14 protein-coding genes, 1 tRNA gene and 1 pseudogene are annotated in these 20043 nt (G+C 37.8%); 9 read left to right on the top strand and 7 right to left on the bottom strand.

Annotation, left to right across the window (positions count from 1 at the left end):
- Positions 1 to 331 precede the first annotated feature (331 nt).
- The gene (ltrA, locus tag WKH12_RS02570; protein ID WP_434732173.1) at positions 332 to 1675 is read right to left on the bottom strand and encodes a group II intron reverse transcriptase/maturase; all 1344 of its coding nucleotides are present in this window, start codon (positions 1673 to 1675) and stop codon (positions 332 to 334) included.
- A 456-nt stretch (positions 1676 to 2131) separates the two neighbouring features.
- On the opposite strand from ltrA (WKH12_RS02570), the gene WKH12_RS02565 reads away from it, so the two are divergent.
- A complete protein-coding gene (locus tag WKH12_RS02565) occupies positions 2132 to 3058 on the top strand; it encodes an Rpn family recombination-promoting nuclease/putative transposase (protein ID WP_434732638.1) in 927 nt (308 codons plus the stop codon).
- Between the two features lie 10 nt (positions 3059 to 3068).
- Here the strand turns inward: WKH12_RS02565 and WKH12_RS02560 are convergent, their stop codons facing one another.
- A complete protein-coding gene (locus tag WKH12_RS02560; RefSeq protein WP_434732575.1) occupies positions 3069 to 4667 on the bottom strand; it encodes an ABC transporter permease in 1599 nt (532 codons plus the stop codon).
- 129 nt (positions 4668 to 4796) lie between these two features.
- Between WKH12_RS02560 and WKH12_RS02555 the strand changes: the two genes are divergently transcribed.
- On the top strand, positions 4797 to 5603 hold the full coding sequence (locus WKH12_RS02555) for an oxygen-dependent tRNA uridine(34) hydroxylase TrhO (protein ID WP_434732574.1): 807 nt from the start codon (positions 4797 to 4799) through the stop codon (positions 5601 to 5603).
- A 192-nt stretch (positions 5604 to 5795) separates the two neighbouring features.
- On the opposite strand, the gene topA is transcribed toward WKH12_RS02555, so the two are convergent.
- Both topA and WKH12_RS02545 read right to left on the bottom strand, forming a co-directional pair.
- Positions 5796 to 8246: a type I DNA topoisomerase gene (gene topA, locus WKH12_RS02550; protein ID WP_434732573.1), complete on the bottom strand. Its 2451-nt coding sequence runs from the start codon at positions 8244 to 8246 to the stop codon at positions 5796 to 5798.
- 87 nt (positions 8247 to 8333) lie between these two features.
- Positions 8334 to 8465, bottom strand: a complete 132-nt coding sequence (locus WKH12_RS02545; RefSeq protein ID WP_434732572.1) for a TomO hydrophobic C-terminal domain-containing protein — start codon at positions 8463 to 8465, stop codon at positions 8334 to 8336.
- A 73-nt stretch (positions 8466 to 8538) separates the two neighbouring features.
- On the opposite strand from WKH12_RS02545, the gene WKH12_RS02540 reads away from it, so the two are divergent.
- From WKH12_RS02540 to WKH12_RS02530, 3 genes are all read left to right on the top strand, one after another.
- Positions 8539 to 8661 (top strand): hypothetical protein, encoded by a 123-nt coding sequence (locus WKH12_RS02540; protein ID WP_264687946.1) that lies wholly within the window; start codon positions 8539 to 8541, stop codon positions 8659 to 8661.
- 310 nt (positions 8662 to 8971) lie between these two features.
- Positions 8972 to 9970 (top strand): pyruvate dehydrogenase complex E1 component subunit beta, encoded by a 999-nt coding sequence (locus WKH12_RS02535; protein WP_434732571.1) that lies wholly within the window; start codon positions 8972 to 8974, stop codon positions 9968 to 9970.
- A gap of 18 nt (positions 9971 to 9988) precedes the next feature.
- Positions 9989 to 10114 carry a hypothetical protein gene (locus WKH12_RS02530; protein ID WP_434732570.1) on the top strand — a complete coding sequence of 42 codons (126 nt, stop codon included), beginning with the start codon at positions 9989 to 9991 and terminating at the stop codon, positions 10112 to 10114.
- Positions 10115 to 10205: 91 nt separating this feature from the next.
- Here WKH12_RS02530 and ltrA (WKH12_RS02525) read toward each other — a convergent pair whose 3' ends face one another.
- Both ltrA (WKH12_RS02525) and WKH12_RS02520 read right to left on the bottom strand, forming a co-directional pair.
- The gene (gene ltrA / locus WKH12_RS02525; RefSeq protein WP_434732173.1) at positions 10206 to 11549 is read right to left on the bottom strand and encodes a group II intron reverse transcriptase/maturase; all 1344 of its coding nucleotides are present in this window, start codon (positions 11547 to 11549) and stop codon (positions 10206 to 10208) included.
- A gap of 76 nt (positions 11550 to 11625) precedes the next feature.
- Positions 11626 to 12640 (bottom strand): IS630 family transposase gene (locus WKH12_RS02520; RefSeq protein WP_434732009.1). Its coding sequence is split into 2 segments (ribosomal slippage): positions 11626 to 12174 and positions 12176 to 12640, totalling 1014 coding nucleotides; the frame shifts between segments, so codons are not numbered across the junction.
- A 157-nt stretch (positions 12641 to 12797) separates the two neighbouring features.
- Here WKH12_RS02520 and alaS point away from each other — a divergent pair.
- Entirely contained in the window at positions 12798 to 15497 is a 2700-nt protein-coding gene (gene alaS, locus WKH12_RS02515) for an alanine--tRNA ligase (protein WP_434732569.1), read from the top strand.
- A gap of 813 nt (positions 15498 to 16310) precedes the next feature.
- Here the strand turns inward: alaS and gatA are convergent.
- The gene (gatA, locus tag WKH12_RS02510) at positions 16311 to 17780 is read right to left on the bottom strand and encodes an Asp-tRNA(Asn)/Glu-tRNA(Gln) amidotransferase subunit GatA (protein ID WP_341811984.1); all 1470 of its coding nucleotides are present in this window, start codon (positions 17778 to 17780) and stop codon (positions 16311 to 16313) included.
- Between the two features lie 89 nt (positions 17781 to 17869).
- Here gatA and WKH12_RS02505 point away from each other — a divergent pair.
- The 3 genes and pseudogenes from WKH12_RS02505 to gpmI form a co-directional block, all read left to right on the top strand.
- Positions 17870 to 18185 (top strand): annotated as a pseudogene (locus tag WKH12_RS02505) (transposase); the annotation flags it as partial.
- Positions 18186 to 18252: 67 nt separating this feature from the next.
- Positions 18253 to 18324 (top strand) — tRNA-Asn (locus WKH12_RS02500).
- Between the two features lie 33 nt (positions 18325 to 18357).
- The gene (gene gpmI, locus WKH12_RS02495) at positions 18358 to 19932 is read left to right on the top strand and encodes a 2,3-bisphosphoglycerate-independent phosphoglycerate mutase (RefSeq protein WP_434732568.1); all 1575 of its coding nucleotides are present in this window, start codon (positions 18358 to 18360) and stop codon (positions 19930 to 19932) included.
- The last annotated feature ends 111 nt before the right edge of the window (positions 19933 to 20043 follow it).

Raw genomic sequence — 20043 nt, 5'->3', positions numbered from 1 at the left:
GACCTGTATCTCCCTTTGCTCCCGGCAATCCATCTGTTCCTGGTGCTCCAATTTCACCTTTATCCCCTTTTAGACCCTGAGAACCTTTCTCCCCTTGCGTACCATTAAAGCCTTGAGAACCTTGTATACCTTCGTCACCTTTTTCTCCAGGTATTCCTGGCGCTCCATCTGCTCCTTTATCTCCCTTACCACCTTGTAGGGTCGAGAACTGGCGCGCCTACTTTAGGGTTTGGTGGCTGATCCATTGTTTTCACAATAGGCCTCAATCCAAATTCCCATGTTAACGTTTCCAGCTCCCGCCTCGTCAAACGCAGCATGCGGTTTTCCCGCACTACGCTTTCCTAGCAGATTCTTTACCAAAGTTTATCACATATTGTACTGGTGATGCTTTCGGTTTGTAATACCTTATTCTGTAGTCTGAATATAGACCCAGCGTTTTGTATATCCATTCGCTACTCCACTTCTTCCACCCAAACCCTTTCTTTGCTTTCCTGGCTCGCATTAAGTTGCGTCTTACCTTCTTTTCCACCCAATGTTTTACGTAATTGAACTTTCGACCAGAGTTCCCTATCCTAAAGTAGTTTACCCACCCTCTCAATATCGGATTGATGTCATGTATCACTCTTTTTATCGGTTGCGATTTATAGCGCCGAAATATTTCCTTCAACTTGCGTAGCAGGTTTGTTCGTGCTTTCATCTGCGGTGTTTTCCTGACATTCCATTTTCCTTGTCTTGTGATATTCTCTTGAAAATCAAACCCTAGGAAGCTAAATGTTTCTCCTTTCTTTAGGTTGATGACTTTTGTCTTTTCTTCATTTACGCTCACTTCTAGTTTTGCTAATTCTTCTTCCAACCTTCTGTATACTGCTCTTTCTAGCCATTCCCGTTTCGGGTGTTCACTAATCAGTATCACTAAATCGTCTGCCCATCTGGCATATTCCATACGTTGGTACTTTCCTTCTTTGGTCACCTCTTTTGCTTTCTCCAACATTTTATCTACCTCATTTAGGTATATATTGCTTAGTAGTGGCGAAAGTGGTGATCCTTGTGCTATTCCTCGTTTTCCTCCTGTTTTGAGGATTAGCTTAATCATGCGCATGATTTCTTTGTCATTTATTCTTTTGGCAATCTTTTCCATCAGAATATGATGTCGCACATTGTCGAAGTAGGATTTCAGATCTACGTCAATTACTTTTGTATTGCCTTTGATTGCTGCTTCCGTTACTTTTTGTACTGCTTCATGCGCATTACGCTTAGGTCTATACCCGTATGATCCTTTTTGGAAGTCTGATTCGAATATCGGTTCAAGTATTAGCTTCAGTGCTGTTTGCACTATTCTATCCCGGATGCAGGGTATGTTCAACTTTCTGAATTTTCCTCCAGATTTTGGTATTTCCTTCCTCCGGTTCCTATTTGGGCTATAGGTCTTGGTTATTAGTTCGTGTCTTATTTGTTGAAGATACTTTTCTAAGCCTTCTGCCTCTATCGATTCGAATGTCATCCCATCTATTCCTGGTGCCCCATTACTCTTCTTTGTTAGCTTATATGCTTCTTCCAGTGTCTCCATCTTACAGACGTGAACATAGATTCCCCAGAATCGCCATTCCGGTTCTGCTTTCGCTTTGATATATATCTTTCTTCTCAGGTCTTGTAATTTTATTGGCATTTTTATCATTTTTACCTTTACCTTCCTTTTGTTAAAAGATTTCTACTAGCAGGGTGCCTTTGCTCCATGAGCGTTACCTCACTTCTTCACTACTACGCACCCATCTGCCACCCTCTCATCTTCAGTTCACTTCCTGTTTTCCAGTTATAGAACCTACCTCTCCAAGGTATTTCTCCTTGGGATGAGGAGGGCTTCTCCAGTTGCTTTGTATGTCCTCATTGCCATGCCGTTACTAACACCCCGCTGAAGTAGACCTATCGTTTCATTCGTTTTTCGTCTGGTCTATTCTGTCTTCACCAGTACCAAGATGGCTCGACCTTCAGAATATTCCTTTCGAGGCAATCTGTGTATTCGCTTTCGCTACGGCCTGGTAATTCGCCATTATCCTACGATAATGTTGTCGGTAGGCTTCAACATTTTGGTTTCCCTCCATGCTGCTACCCAAGCTACAGGATTCCGACTTTTATCCTGGTAGGTCTATCTCCTACTGAACAATACTTGCCTTCTCTGGACGCACTTGGAACGGAAAAAAATAAGAATATCCTGATCCACTTTTTGAACGATATTTTAGGGTTTACTGAGATAAATGCAATACAAGAAGTTGAGTTTCTTAGCACTATTATGGATCCCGAAGTTGCCTCTGATAAACAAAGTATTGTTGATGTTCTCTGCAAGGATTCTCATGGAAATAGATATATAGCAGAAATGCAGCTCGCTAGAGACAAGGGCTTCGAAAAACGCGCTCAATTATATGCCGCTAAAGCCTACTCAAGACAATTAGATAAATCTGGCAACTACATTGATTTAAAGAAAGTCTTCTTTATTGCTATATCAAATTGTAACTTACTTCCCGAAGAAGTTGATTATATTTCTACTCACAATATACGTGATATAAAAACTAACGGCCATTACTTAAAAGATTTTCAATTTATCTTTATAGAATTGCCCAAATTTTCAAAAAGTAAAGTAGAGCAGTTAGAAAGTATAGTAGAAAGGTGGTGTTTCTTTTTTAAATACGCAGAAGAAACAACAGAAGAGGACTTAAAAGAGATAGCAGAAAAAGCGCCAATAATAAAGCTAGCATATGATGAATTAGACAAGTTTCGTTGGAACGAAAAAGATTTAGTAGCTTACGAAGAAAGAATAATGGATCTACGGAAAGAAGAAGCCATTCTTGAATACAGACTTGATCTTGCTGAAGAGAAAGGTATACAAAAAGGTATAGAGAAAGGAAAAATTGAAGGGAAAATTGAAGGGAAAATTGAAGGGAAAATTGAAGGGAAAATTGAAGTCGCAAAAGCAATGCTGGCTAATAATGTTGATGTCAACACTATTGTCAAGTTTACAGGCCTTTCTATTAGTGAGATTGAAGAATTAAGTGGAAATCTGTGAACGGTTACGTTTATTTTTTATCCTTATCATCAAGTGTAAATAAGGTTATTGTAGAGATTAAGCCTATTATAACTATTATCAACGAAAATGGGGCAGCTTCTCTATAGCGCTCATCGCTTACAAGTTCATATATTCTAGTTGATATAGTTTCAAAACTAAATGGTCTTATAATGAGTGTTGCTGTGAGCTCCTTGATAGTATCCATAAATACGAGCAAAAATCCCGATAATATACTCTTCTTGATGAGAGGGATATGAACATTCAAACATGTGGAAATAGGCCCATGACCCATGGTATATGCAGTCCACTCAATTTCATTTGGTGTTTTTTTGAGCCCTGATTCTACCGCCTTGAAAGATATAGCAAAAAAACGAAATAAATATGAGTAAACTAATGCGCCAATAGTTCCTACCAAGCTAATTTCCACAATATATTGAGTAATGAAAGAAGATATTCTGCTTAAAAATATTATTATGCTAATTGCGATAATTGCATTTGGAATTGCGTAGCCTAAAGAAATGAGACGTGCTACATTATTGATTACCTTACTTTTACGCGCCGTATATCCAATCATTATTGCAATGCTAATTGAGATTAATGCGGTGATAAATGATAAACTAACGCTATTTGCTATTATATTATAGAACCTTGCTTCGTATATGAAAAACCCCTTCTCTATGCTCCAATATATGAGCGGAATCATTGGCAAAATAAAACCTATTAATATCGGCAATACACACATAAGATAAGCAAAGATCAATGGTATAGTGCCACTTACACTCTGTTTGTTGTGATAATCTGCATTAGCGTTGATTGAAGAGTAAGATATTCCTTTTTTTTGTAGTTTCTTTTCGATAGCTATTAGTGTTGCAACGAAAATCAATTCTGCAACTGCTAAAACAGTAGTTGAATATTTATCATGCAGTAAAAACCAGGTGCGATATATTCCTGTCGTAAAAGTATCGATAGCAAGAAACTGTGGTGTGCCGAAATCCGTAATTACCTCCATTAGTACCAAGGACAACCCAGCTATAATTGATGGACGTATGGAAGGTATGATGACAGAAAACAGGCTCTGTAATGAGGAGAACCCAAGTGTTGACGCAATAGTGACTGAGTTACTAACATTCTTTAGACTTGAGCGGACTAGCATATAAACGTATGGATATAAACTAAATCCCATTACTAATATTCCACCACCTAGGGATTTTATTTCAGGAAACCAATAGTCACCTTTGCTCCACTCTAAAATGTCTCTTAATGAGCTCTGCACCGGACCTGAAAATTCTAGTGTATTTACATAGACGAACGCTACTATATATCCAGGAATCGATATCGGAAAGAACAAAGCAATCTCAAAAATTTTACTTCCAGGAAATGAAAAAAATGTGGTGAGCCATGCTGGAATCACTCCAAATATGAAGGATATCCCCCCCACTCCTATCATCAAAATTAGCGTACTCAGTATATATTCAGGGAAAAGTGTGCTGATTACCCATCCAGAATTTGCTGATTCTGTAAATAGAATCGATATTAACGATAGTATAGGACAGACGAATAATATACTTACTAAAAATAAGAATATATTTTTAAATACTCTCAAAAACATTAATTTGGATCTATATTTGATATTAAAATGTTATATGTAAAAACTGAAGATATCCAGTAATTAACAGCCGTACTATTGAATATCTTTATAATTTTGTATATCATGTTTTTAGTTGATAAGTGAATAATCATGAGCTTCGTCATTGCAACTTTCTATCACTTTGTAGAACTCTCTAATTATTATGACATGAAAGACGAAATAAAAACTGCATGCGACAACATTGAATTAAAGGGTACTATACTCCTTGCAGAAGAGGGTATTAATGCAACCGTATCTGGTGAAAGAAACGCGATTGATAAAATATTCGATTTTCTACGTTCTGATTATAGGCTAAGGGACCTTACATGGAAAGAGAGTGCAGCAGAATATCAACCATTTAGCAAGATGAAGGTAAAATTAAAAAGAGAGATTGTGAATCTTGGTGTAGGCAATCTTGATATTTCCCTTAAGGGTAAATATGTTGATCCAGAGCATTGGGATGATTTTACTTCTCAACCTGACGTTTTAGTAATAGATACACGAAATGAGTATGAAGTGAAATTAGGCAAGTTTAAAAATGCAATCAATCCACATACTCAGCGTTTTCGCGATTTTCCTGAGTGGGCAAAGTCTTTCTCTGAGAGTAAAGACCTGAAAGTAGCTATGTACTGCACTGGTGGGATTAGATGCGAAAAATCAACAGCGTACATGAAAAATCTTGGATTTAACAATGTATACCACCTGAAAGGCGGCATTCTTTCTTACCTTGAAAAAACTTATAATAAAAATGGTAATTGGGAAGGTGAGTGTTTTGTTTTTGATGATAGAATTGCTGTTGATAACTCACTTACTCCAAGCAACACAATAAAATGCATACTCTGCTCAAATCAAGTTTCAACTGATGAACTGAAGTCAGTTCCACGTGGCCAAGTGGTTTGTTTCAACTGTAAACTTTAGTGTTATAGCTATAATAAATAAAACATCATGCCGCTGCAGTTGTATGCACGTTGTGATTTGAGAGCAACCTCTACCAGAAAGGGTGTCATGCCAGTGCCCAGACACTGGCATCTAGGTTCTTTTTTTCTAGATTCCAGCGTCGCGTGCTGGAATGACAATAAAGAGCATGTAAATAATGGTTACGCAAGAAGTCTACTTTTTATTCTTAATCAACTCTAAAGCCTTCTTCAAATCTATGCTTTCAATATCTGCATTCTTACCCAAAGCAACGTTTGTTCTATCGCATTTTATATAGAACCCGTACCTGCCTTTGCAGATAAAGATTTCTTTTCCTTTTTCATTAACCCCGAGAGACTTTAACTCTTTGCGTGGACTGTTTGCAATAATTTGTACAGCTTCGCTCAATTCTGTATTCAGCACCTCTTTAGAGCTTTTTTTAAGAGAAAAATATCTACCATCATAAAAAATATAGTACCCAAATCGTCCAAGGCCTATTTTTATTTCCTTTCCGGTCTCAGGGTGTTCTCCGATTACTTTTGGCAAGGAAAGTAACTGAGTAGCGGTATTCAGATCAATATCATTAACATTTAGATCCTTTGGTATGGAAACTGTTTTTTTCTTTTTGGACTCACTATTAAACTCAAGGTAAAGCCCAAAAGGACCTTTTTTAATTACTACCTCTTGGCCTGTTATATCATCTACACCTAAACTTTTTGGATATTCTAAATTGTCATTACTACCTGTAATTTCTTTTGTATGGTTGCATTCAGGATAGTTAGAGCATCCAAGGAACACTCCTGCTCGCCCAAAGTTCAATTTTAATATACCATCAGAGCAAGCAGGGCATTTCTTACCTATTTCTTCTTTTCCTTCCTCTGAACAAAACCAATTAACTACCAAATCGTGAATGCCGCTGAAAACTTCATCATGCGTCATTTGCTTGACAGAATTTACATGACCAAAAAATGGCACCCAAAAGTGGCTCAATTCTTTTTTCCAATCTGCATGTCCATTTGAGATTAAATCAAGCTTTTCTTCCATTTGTGCTGTGAAATCATACTCTACACAACGCTGAAAAAAAGTTTCTAAAAATATGGTAACGATCTTACCACGACTGCTTGGAATAAATCTTTTATTATCCAGTGTAACATACTCACGATCCTGCAATACCGAAATAATTGTCGCATAAGTTGATGGACGGCCTATACCGATTTCCTCCATTTTTTTAACGATACTTGCTTCACTATAACGAGGTGGCGGTTGAGTGAAATGCTGTTTTGGCTCAACTGAAATCAGCTTACACGCTTCCCCTTCCTTCATGGCAGGTAGCAGGCCTTCATTTTCGGCTTCCATGTTATCTTGATAGACTTTATAAAAACCATCAAAGAATATACTTGATCCACTTGCTCGCAGAATCACTTTCTGATCAGTAGAACTAATTTCAACTACCACTTGATCAAGAATCGCCGATTCCATTTGACTTGCAATGGTTCTTTTCCAGATTAAATCGTACAATTTAAATTGCTCTGGCGTTAAGTAATCCTTAATACTACCCGGCGTTCTATTGATATCAGTTGGACGAATTGCTTCATGTGCTTCTTGAGCATTTTTGACCTTTTTTACATATTTACGAGGAGACTGTGGTAAATATTTATCACCATATAACGACTTAATTGACCCTCTAATTGAGTTTATAGCCTCATCTGCAATATGAAACCCATCTGTACGCATGTAAGTTATCAACCCTACAGTTTCACCACCAATATCGATACCTTCATATAAATTTTGCGCTATGCGCATAACATTTTTCACATTAAAATACAGCTTATTCACTGCATCTTGCTGTAGAGTAGAGGTAATAAATGGAGGAAGCGGATTTCTCTTAACTTGCTTGCGTTCTACTGTGCTTACAGCATATTGCCTTGATTCAATCTCCCTGACTAAGTTCTTTGCTTCTTCTTCATTTTTAATATCAAATTTTTCTAGCTTCTTATTGTCATAGTGACTCAGCATAGCAAAAAAAGCCTCATCTTTGCTATTTTGCATTTCTGCCTTTATGCTCCAATACTCCTGTGTTATAAACTTACTGATTTCATCTTCTCGTTCGCATATAAGCTTTAATGCAACAGATTGAACTCGCCCCGCAGATTTGCTTCCCGACAATTTTGTCCACAGCAGCGGTGACAAGCTAAATCCAACTAGATAATCCAAAGCTCTGCGTGTTTGCTGTGCGCGCACTAAGTCCATATTAATTTCACGTGGATTCTTTATTGCTTCTTGAACTGCTCTCTTTGTTATCTCATTAAAGACTACTCTATAAATGTTGTTTTCATTACTGATTGCTTTCTTTTCTTTTAATGTCTCTATCACATGCCAAGCCATTGCTTCCCCTTCTCTGTCTGGGTCTGTTGCAAGATATATATCTGATGCTTTACTCGCTGCTTTTACTAACTCTTTTATATACTTTTCTGCTTTTTCAATGGTTTCATACTTTATAGCAAAATCATTATCCGGATCGACAGAACCGTTTTTTGCTGGAAGATCCCTCACATGTCCAAAGGATGCAGCTACTTTGAACTCTTTACTTAAATATTTGCCTATTGTCTTTGCTTTCGCAGGTGATTCAACTATTAATAATCCCATATTGTTAATTATTTTAGTATTTAAAGATAATATGTTGAGAAATATACGATGAAAAGTAAAAAAATATTTTAATAGGTCTTGTGAATTTTACAGAGTAGGTTGTTCATGGTTTCCAGAAAACCCTTGGACCTTGCTATTTTCAAGTGAATTTGAAGGTCTATTACAATAGTATATGATTGCAGCAGCAACCAGACAACAAGCTCCAACTGCTATTCCCACTGCTATAGCTAACCCAAGAAAGGTTTACCTGAAGGATAGAATAGGTTATAATGGCATATTAAAGAGATGAAAAATGCCAAGCCCATATAGTGAAGACCTCAGAGAACGAGTTCTCAAAGCAGTTGATGAAAAAACAATGACGATAAAAAGAATTAGTGAAATATTTAAACTGAATATAAAAACAATATATTTATAGAGGAAAAGGAAAAAAGAAACAGGAAACATAAAGCCATCTTCAGGCTATCAAAAAGGTGACTGAGCCTCACCGGTGGCAGAATCTGGGTCACGAGGTCTTCTTCCTACACTCCATGTAAGAGCAGAAAGTGCCTCAAAAGAAGTACCAACCTGCCACCTATCCACTCTGAGAAGTTATTATCTTCTCTTGCTTTCAACCAAGTAATACTTATTCATATCATCCGGGTAAGGTCAGTTTGTAAAACTTAATTTGTACGCTTCCTAGTAATTCTGATATAGTTACTTTAGTTAAAGTCTATAAAAGTTTATAAATGGCAACCTTAAGTGTAAGAGAAGCTTTATGCACAGCGATCAGAGAAGAAATGCAAAACGACCCTGACGTGTTGATCATCGGTGAAGAAGTTGCAGAGTATGATGGTGCCTATAAAGTAACAAAAGGATTACTGAAAGAGTTTGGAGAAAATAGAGTGGTTGATACGCCTATTACCGAACATGGATTTGCTGGCCTTGCTGTTGGAGCAGCATTCGCTGGATTAAAGCCAATTGTCGAATTTATGACTTTTAATTTTTCTATGCAGGCTATCGACCAAATCGTGAATTCTGCAGCAAAAACAAATTATATGTCAGGTGGACAACTTGGATGCCCCATAGTATTTCGTGGGCCAAATGGTGCTGCAGCAAGAGTTGCTGCACAACACTCTCAATGCTTTGCATCTTGGTATTCGCATATACCGGGATTAAAAGTGATAGCACCTTACTTTGCCTCCGATTGCAGAGGTCTGCTTAAAGCTGCAATTCGTGACCTGAGTCCGGTAATATTTCTAGAAAACGAAATAGCTTACGGACATGAACATGAACTTTCTGACTCTGAGCTGTCAAATAAAGATTATCTACTTGAGATAGGCAAGGCTGCTGTTATACGGGAAGGAAAGGATGTAACTATCACTGCTTTCTCACTGAAATTAATGGATGCTTTAAACGCAGCAGATTTACTTTCGAGTGAAGGTATAGAAGCTGAAGTTATTGACCTCAGAACCTTAAGACCACTTGACACTCAAACTGTTATTAACTCTATTCAGAAGACTAATAGGTTAGTTAGTGTAGAAGAAGGATGGCCATTTGCAGGAATAGGAGCAGAGCTGTCAGCCGTTGTTATGGAACAAGGATTTGACTACCTTGATGCTCCAGTTATGCGCGTAACTGGCAAGGACATCCCCTTACCTTACGCTGCAAACCTAGAAAAAAAAGCATTACCGCAAGTGGAAGATATAGTTGAAGCCGTGCATCAGGTCTGCTTTAGAAAAAAATAACCCTATTGGTTCTTTTTTGTGTCTCCTGTTCCACATTGGTCCATCAAGGAAGTATTTCCAGTGCTGCCTATACCACCCATTACTTTTGTTACAATAGTTGTAGGGTCGAGAACTGGCGCGCCTACTTTAGGGTTTGGTGGCTGATCCATTGTTTTCACAATAGGCCTCAATCCAAATTCCCATGTTAACGTTTCCAGCTCCCGCCTCGTCAAACGCAGCATGCGGTTTTCCCGCACTACGCTTTCCTAGCAGATTCTTTACCAAAGTTTATCACATATTGTACTGGTGATGCTTTCGGTTTGTAATACCTTATTCTGTAGTCTGAATATAGACCCAGCGTTTTGTATATCCATTCGCTACTCCACTTCTTCCACCCAAACCCTTTCTTTGCTTTCCTGGCTCGCATTAAGTTGCGTCTTACCTTCTTTTCCACCCAATGTTTTACGTAATTGAACTTTCGACCAGAGTTCCCTATCCTAAAGTAGTTTACCCACCCTCTCAATATCGGATTGATGTCATGTATCACTCTTTTTATCGGTTGCGATTTATAGCGCCGAAATATTTCCTTCAACTTGCGTAGCAGGTTTGTTCGTGCTTTCATCTGCGGTGTTTTCCTGACATTCCATTTTCCTTGTCTTGTGATATTCTCTTGAAAATCAAACCCTAGGAAGCTAAATGTTTCTCCTTTCTTTAGGTTGATGACTTTTGTCTTTTCTTCATTTACGCTCACTTCTAGTTTTGCTAATTCTTCTTCCAACCTTCTGTATACTGCTCTTTCTAGCCATTCCCGTTTCGGGTGTTCACTAATCAGTATCACTAAATCGTCTGCCCATCTGGCATATTCCATACGTTGGTACTTTCCTTCTTTGGTCACCTCTTTTGCTTTCTCCAACATTTTATCTACCTCATTTAGGTATATATTGCTTAGTAGTGGCGAAAGTGGTGATCCTTGTGCTATTCCTCGTTTTCCTCCTGTTTTGAGGATTAGCTTAATCATGCGCATGATTTCTTTGTCATTTATTCTTTTGGCAATCTTTTCCATCAGAATATGATGTCGCACATTGTCGAAGTAGGATTTCAGATCTACGTCAATTACTTTTGTATTGCCTTTGATTGCTGCTTCCGTTACTTTTTGTACTGCTTCATGCGCATTACGCTTAGGTCTATACCCGTATGATCCTTTTTGGAAGTCTGATTCGAATATCGGTTCAAGTATTAGCTTCAGTGCTGTTTGCACTATTCTATCCCGGATGCAGGGTATGTTCAACTTTCTGAATTTTCCTCCAGATTTTGGTATTTCCTTCCTCCGGTTCCTATTTGGGCTATAGGTCTTGGTTATTAGTTCGTGTCTTATTTGTTGAAGATACTTTTCTAAGCCTTCTGCCTCTATCGATTCGAATGTCATCCCATCTATTCCTGGTGCCCCATTACTCTTCTTTGTTAGCTTATATGCTTCTTCCAGTGTCTCCATCTTACAGACGTGAACATAGATTCCCCAGAATCGCCATTCCGGTTCTGCTTTCGCTTTGATATATATCTTTCTTCTCAGGTCTTGTAATTTTATTGGCATTTTTATCATTTTTACCTTTACCTTCCTTTTGTTAAAAGATTTCTACTAGCAGGGTGCCTTTGCTCCATGAGCGTTATACCAAATCTCATAAATAAGTAGGCAAATAACTCACAGAACAAATGGTTTTGATCGAACTTTCCGTAATATTACGAATGAATGCACATACAGTATCCTCCAATAAACTAACAGAGTCATATATTCTATTTTTAATGAGATTGTCTTTCAAATATTGCCATAAACGCTCTACTGGATTTAACTCTGGTGAATATGGAGGTAAATAGATTAAGGTAATATTTTGTGGTATTTTTAAACCTTTGGATCTATGCCATCCTGCACAATCCACAACAAGAAATGCCTCCCTTGTTCCTAAATATTGTGACATCTGCTCAAGGAATATATTCATACAATCAGTATTGACGTTTGGTACGAATAAGCTAGAACTCTCTCGATTTCTAGGATTAACTGCACTATAGAGATAAAAGTTTTGCCTACCTAATTTTACCTTAACCTGTGTCCTAATGCCTTTTTTAAACCACCCGTGTCCAATCTTTGAATGTGTGCCAAACCGCGACTCATCGAAGAAAAATAGCTCTTTTTCGGGATACGTGACAATAGTTTCATTAAGATTTTTTTTTAAACTCTTCTTGTTTATTTTTATCCTGTTTATTGTGCACAGGCCTTGGAGTAATATACGAAAAACCTAACTTTTGCATCAGTCTATGTGCTGTAGACTTACTTACCTCAATAGAAAACATTTTCTCAATTATGATTTTTAATTTCTTAGCCGTTAGGTTGGCTCCTTCTTCTGCTATGACATTTTTAATTTCTTCTTGCTGCTTGTAGCTCAACTTCGGCTTTACTCCACGTCCTGGTTGTATTTTAAACGCATTGACTCCTCCTTCCTTAAATCTTGTAATCCACTTCATCAATGTAGTTCTAGTAATTCGGTATATTTGAGCAACTTTTGTTATTCCATATTCTTTTGCAGATATTATTGCCTGTAATCTTCTTCCTATCTCTCCTCTTATGCCGTGCTTCTTTAATTCCAGGTTACACTTATTATATAATTCTTCTCCTATTGCTTTACTTTTTCCTGCCATAACTCCCCACTAATTCTTAAATTATTCTATTTTAGAAATTTTTCTTTATTCCTCTATTTATTTTTAGGAATTGGTATAAGATCTAGAGAGTGGTGGTATTGTAATTGATTTTATTTCCATTGCAGCTTATTATTCATGAATAATCTCAATAAAAATAATGAAGTTAAGTGAAATCAGAGAAAGATTTATAAAATTTTTTTTAAGTAATGACCACGAGCAGGTTTCTTCTTCTCCTTTGATTCCAGAACATGACCCAACGCTCATGTTCACAAATGCTGGTATGGTGCAGTTTAAAAATATTTTTACTGGTGCTCAAAAAACTGAAATGAAACGTGCTGTCTCAAGTCAAAAGTGCCTAAGAGCAGGCGGTAAACACAACGATCTTGAAAATGTTGGCTATACAACTCGGCATCACACATTTTTTGAAATGCTCGGAAATTTTAGCTTCGGTGATTACTTTAAGGAAACTGCAATAGAATTTGCGTGGCAATTTATCACTAAGGAGTTATCTCTTGATAAAAACAGACTATCCATAACCGTCTACCATACTGATGATGAGGCGTACGAGATTTGGCGTAAGATAAGTGGCTTTTCAAGTGATAAAATCATAAGAATTACAACGGATGATAACTTTTGGAGTATGGGAAGCACTGGTCCATGCGGTCCATGTTCTGAAATTTTTTATGACCATGGGAGTCCTAATTTACAAGACGACGATAGAATTGTTGAAATCTGGAATCTGGTATTCATGGAGTTTAACAAAGATGAAGAAGGTAATTTACACAAATTGCCAAAAAAATGCATCGATACTGGAATGGGTCTTGAGAGAATAGCTACTGTAATGCAAAATGTCCATGATAACTATGATATTGATCTATTTTCTGCTCTGATCAATAAATCTCAAGAGTACTGTGGAAGAACGGAAAATAAAATAGCGCATAAGATCGTAGCAGATCATCTTCGCGCGGCTGCATTTCTCATCGCAGAAGGAGTGCTTCCTGGAAATGAGGGCAGGAATTACGTATTACGCAGATTAATTAGGAGAGCCGCGCGTTATATCCACCTGCTTGGATATAATGATTCTCTACTCCATCGCATTTTTCCGGCGCTGATAGATAGCACGAGTTCGGCTTATATGGGAGATGTTTATCCTGAATTAGTCAGAGCCAAAAGCTTAATAGAAACGACGTTAAAATCAGAGGAAGAAAACTTTAAAGACACTTTGATGAAAGGTATCAATCTTCTGGAGAAATTCACTACAGATTTAAAATCGGGCGATACTTTACCTGGAGAATCAGCATTTAAGCTATATGACACCTATGGGTTTCCTTTGGATATTACACTTGATATTTTAAAAGAGAAAAAAATAAATTTTGACCAGAAGGGTTTTGATGATGCAATGGGAGAACAAAAAGAGAGAGCACGTGCTAAATGGGCTGGATCTGGTGAAAAATCTGTTGAGCAAGTATGGTTTGATTTGATCAATAAATTTGGCAAAACAAAATTTGTTGGTTATGAGTTCAATGAAGTAAGTGATGCGAAAATACTAGCTATAGTTTCCTCTAAAAATGAAGTAATTGATTCTGCAAAGGAGGGAGAAAAGATAACCATTATACTTGATAAAACACCTTTTTATGGCGAGTCAGGTGGACAGGTGGGGGATACTGGAAGTTTCATTGTCCCTTCTGTCATCCAAGTAGCGGACACTGGGATCCAGAAAGAAGAAAACACGTGGTCACGCGCTGGAATGACGACAGATCGCATTGCTGGAAGTATGGTTATAGTGGAAAATACCAATAAGATTAATGACCTATGTTTGCACAGATGCATAGTTAAATTCGGCTCAATTTGTAAAGGTGATGTAGTTACAGCAAGCATCGACAAGGAAAGAAGGCAAACCTTAAGAAGAAATCATTCGGCTACGCATCTTCTGCACTTTGCATTGAGGAAAATCTTGGGTGATCATGTCACTCAAAAAGGTTCCCTAGTTGCACCAGATAGACTGAGATTCGACTTCAGCCATAACACTCAAGTGACTCAAGATCAGTTATTCTGGGTAGAGGATATGGTAAACTCTCTAATCAGAGAAAATCTTTCTGCATCTACAAAAATTCAAAGCATGAATCAGGCAATAGACGAAGGAGCCATGGCGTTGTTTGGTGAAAAATATGGTGATCAGGTTAGAGTTGTAAATATTGGAGATTCGAAAGAGCTATGTGGTGGCACGCACGTTGAACATACTGGAGAAATCGGTTTATTTAAGATAGTAACAGAAAGTTCTGTTGCTTTTGGAGTGAGGAGAATTGAAGCTTTAACTGGTCAGGAAGCAATCAATTATGTACGTGATAATGAAATTAACTTAAAAAAAGTTGCAGAATTCGTAAAAGTGCCAGTAAGTGAAATAACAAGCAAATTAAGTGTTTTAAGTCAAGAACACAAAAAATCCGAAACCAAAATAAGAAACCTATATAAAAAGCTTGTGAGTGCAGAGAATATAAAAAGCACTGAAATAAATGGAATAAATTTTATAAGCCACACTTTCACTGATATTCCAGCAAATGTAATAAGAGAGTTTGTTTTGCAGCAACAAAAACCAAAAACGGTAATAGCTTTCACGGCAACAGAAAAAGATAAAACAGTCTTGATTATTAAAGTAAGTAAAGACTTAATCAATAAGATTAGCGCAAAAGAACTAATATCAATAGCAGTTGAAAAGAACTGCGGTGGGAATGCTGAACTTGCACAAACAGGCTGTGATAGCAATAAAATAGATGATGCCATTACAGCAATTTATAGCAAAATAACCGCTTCTAAGCACTCTACATCATACCGCCGCGGTATCTCTAGATCCCGCTAACAAGCAGCGGGATGACGAGGTTATCGTCACATGCCACCGCGAACCGTCATACCGCCACAGACCGTCATACCGCGATTCATTCGCGGTATCTCATCCGCTAACACGTAGCGGGATGACAGCAGTCCTACGTCATGCCGCCGCGAACCGTCATACCGCGATTCATTCGCGGTATCTCTTAGCATAGATCCCGCTAACAAGCAGCGGGATGACGGTTGTCATAGTGTCATGAAAGTAGCTGACACTGGTTTCCATCCAAGAGGGTGTCATCCGAGTAGCTTGACTACTTGGATCCAGAAAACTTAACTTTAAATAAGTGGCTGCATAATAAAGACTAGATTCCAGCGTCACGTGCACAACTGTACGAACGTTGTGATTTTGGCCCATCAGGAGGGTGTCATCCCAGTCTGGGATCCAGGAATTTTAATTGTAAGTAAGCATACTGAGTTGATAAGTATAAAAGTAGCTAGAAAATAAACATTTTTGATGAGATTATATGGAAAACTGGATTCCAGTGTCAAGCACTGGAATGACAAGAAGAGGGTACTTGGATAAGAGGCATTGCCCTTCTGGTAGGCCCAAATCACAATGTTCGTATAGTTATGCGTTATGCGCTGGAATGACAACGTAAGGTAAATTTTTCAACATCCCAAAATTACAGAATTTAGTCTGTTTAATTAAGTGTGAACTGTTACACGAAAATTTTGTAAACAGATTAATATGCCCTGTTTTTGCTATTCATCTAAAAATGGAGCCATAGAGTACGTTGATGAGCATAAGCAAATTTTAATGCAAAAATTACTATCAGAAAATAGATTATGCAAGAGGTCTAATTATTCTGCCGCAATTTTGCTCTATCACACTTGCCACATTTAATATTCCAGCTTCGTCATAATAATTTCCAATCACTTGCAAGGCAAGTGGTAAACCCTCATTGGAAAGCCCAACAGGAACAGAAATAGCAGGCAACCCTGCAAGACTTGCTGGCACGGTAAACACATCATTGATGCACATAATTAGCGGATCTGGCTTTTCATTTAAGCCAAAAGCTTCTGTTGGAGCAGATGGCACAAGTATGTAATCTATTTTTTCAAACGCTTTTATAAAATCATTTCTGATTAATGCTCTAATGCACTGCGCTTTTTCGTAATATTCATTATAATGACCTGAAGAAAGCGCATAAGCGCCAATTAAAATTCTTCTTTTCACCTCTTTACCAAAACCTTCTGCTCTTGTTAGTGAATACATTTCTTCAAGGGTATCAGCATCAACCCTTAATCCATAACGCACACCATCGTAACGAGCAAGATTGGATGAAGTTTCAGCAGAACAGATTAAATAATAGACCGGTATTGCATATTTAGTATGTGGCAGAGTAATGTCAACAACTTCAGCGCCATTTTCTTTTAAATAGGAAGCAACTCTTTCCCAATTATGAACTATTTCCTCTGAAATTCCATCCATCCTATATTCTTTTGGTATACCAATACACTTACCCTTGACATCACCATTTATAAAGCTAGAAAATTTAGGCACTGGCTTTTCGCTCGATATTGAATCTTTTTTATCATAGCCACAAATTGCTTCCAGCATTAATGCTGAATCAGAGACAGAACGAGTAATGACTCCTGCTTGATCCAGAGAACTCGCAAATGCAATCATACCAAAACGCGAGCATCTTCCATAAGTTGGCTTTATTCCAACTACTCCACAATAAGCTGCTGGTTGGCGTACAGATCCACCGGTGTCGCTTCCTAACGCTCCAGCGCATAAAAATCCAGCAACCGATGCTGCAGATCCACCAGATGATCCACCAGGAACAACTTTTTCCCCATCACTTTTTCTAATCCACACATTTTCAACAGGGCCAAAATAGCTGTTTGTGTTCGCAGAACCCATAGCAAATTCATCCATATTAAGCTTACCGAGCATGGCTGCTCCACTTTTTAAAAGCAAGTCAGACACCGTAGATTCGTAAGTCGGAACGAAATTTTCCAGCATTTTTGAGCATGCTGTTGTTTTTATTCCTTTTGTACAGAATAGATCTTTGATGCCAACTGGTATACCCATGAGCGGCGAGATTAAATCATCCTTTTGCCTAGAGAAATGTTCATCTGCAGCTTTAGCAGCTTTCATTGCTATCTCTGGGGTTTTTGTTATAAATGCATTTAATTTCTCATTTTCAACCGCACTGATGTGCGCCTCCACGAGTTCAACAGCGGAAAAACTCCTTTTTTTGAGCCCGTCATGCATTTGTGTAATACTTAACTTTTTTAGTTCATTCATCAATATTTAATTTTTAGCAAGACGTTAATTATAACATGGCACGATAAAAAATCCATACATTTATAGTTACAGCTAGAAATATAGCTAAGAACCTGTACATAATTGATGCTCAGAGTGTAAAGAACGCAGATACTGCTGAAGAAAAAGGCTATGACGCTGGTAAAAAAATCTCAGGGCCATATCGCAGTTGATACTCAAGGTTTACCACATGCAATTTATGTAACAACTGCAGGAACAACTGACTGCAGCAGTGCTGTGAGAATGGTCAACAATGCAAAAGAAAACCTTTCTGGAGTTAAAAATATACTGGTTGATGCGGGCTATACAGGAGAGAATTTTGCAACTCAAATAAAAGATATTATTGGTGCAACTGTTGAAGTAATAAAGCGAAGTGAATTTGAACAGGCTCTTACAAAGTATACAAAAAACGTTTACAATCAACGTTCAACGTGATAAATTAAAGACGGTTTATTCCTCGGTAGCTCAGTGGTAGAGCAGTTGGCTGTTAACCAATTGGTCGCTGGTTCGAATCCGGCCCGGGGAGCTCTTCTTTGTGAAATTCTAGTGTTAATCTTATATGGGCATTAAATCAGTTGTTTTATGTATACTAGATGGCTGGGGAAATGGAATAGAAAGCAGTAAATACAATGCTATTAGCAATGCAAGTCCACCCTGTTGGCAATATATTAGCTCTAATTATCCAAAATGCAGTTTGTCCGCCTGTGGAACTGATGTTGGGTTACCTGGTGGTCAAATAGGTAATTCAGAAGTTGGCCATATGAATATTGGCAGTGGTAGAGTAGTAATGCAAAGCCTTCAGCGCATTAATCAAGAAATTGGAACAATAGAAAACAATGCAAATCTACAAAGCTTTATTAGTAATCTAAAAAATAAGAACGGAGTATGCCATCTGGTGGGATTAGTGTCAGATGGCGGTGTTCATTCGCATCAAAAGCATATTTCGATTTTAGCAAATAAAATATCACAGCGCGGAATCAAAGTGGTGATACATGCATTTTTAGATGGCAGAGACACATTACCAAATTCAGGAAAAAAATGCATTCAAGAATTTATAAAGAGTATAAAGGGAAATGACATAAGAATTGCTACTGTTTCTGGGCGTTACTATGCTATGGACCGTGATAACAGGTGGGAGAGAACAATTGAAGCTTATGAGGCTATCGCATTTGCAAAGGCACCTTGTCATGATAATGCAGTATCGTTGATTGATGAAAATTATCAAAATAACATAACTGATGAGTTTGTCAGGCCCGCAGTAATAGGTGACTATCAAGGTATAAAACCAGAAGATGGAGTGCTGTTGGCTAACTTTCGTGCTGATCGAATGATACAATTAGCAAGTATTTTACTAAACCAATCAGGTGTCATTCCAGCGCGTGACGCTGGAATCTATGGTCAAACTACTCGTACGACAGAAGGTCGTAAACGAAAACCATTTTCTTCAATTCTAAGTATGATGAAGTATAAAGAAGATCTTAAAATTCCTTATATTTTTCCTCCTATATCTTTTGCTAACACTTTAGGACAAACAATAGAAGACAATAAATTGCAACAATTACGCATCGCCGAAACCGAAAAATACGCTCATGTGACTTTCTTTTTCAATTGTGGAAAAGAAGAACCTTTCTCTGGTGAAGAAAGAATACTCATTCCCTCACCAAAAGTTCAAACTTATGATTTGCAGCCCGAAATGTCAGCCTTCAAGCTCACAGAAAAGCTTGTAGAAAAAATTCACTCCCAAGAATTTGCACTGATAGTTGTAAATTACGCTAATCCTGATATGGTAGGGCATACAGGTAATATAAAAGCAGCCGAGAAAGCTGTGCTAGCTGTAGATGATTGTCTTGCGAAAGTGCTGAGTGCTGTTAAAAAGTCAAGCAACACTGCATTAATTGTTACTGCAGACCATGGTAATGTGGAATGTATGTTCGATGAAGAAAATAATACACCTCATACAGCACACACTCTAAATAAAGTGCCATTTATTGTGTCTTGCGATAATCTAAAACTAAGAGACGGAAGGTTATCTGATATTGCCCCTACTATTTTACAGCTACTTGGAATTAAGAAACCGGATGAAATGACAGGCAGTTCGTTGATTTCTTGCATTACCCTCTGTCATTCCAGCTAGGCAGCGTCATGCGCTGGCAAATAGATGTGTTTTAACTTAACCCAACTTTTAAATTTTTCGCTGTTAGTACTAATGATTCATTAAAGAAGCTGTCTATATCACCAATATTAT

The sequence above is a fragment of the Wolbachia endosymbiont of Zygogramma bicolorata genome (assembly GCF_051130665.1).
GTDB lineage: Bacteria > Pseudomonadota > Alphaproteobacteria > Rickettsiales > Anaplasmataceae > Wolbachia.
Note: the sequence above shows the minus strand (reverse complement) of the source record. Positions and strands in the feature narration are given on the sequence as shown.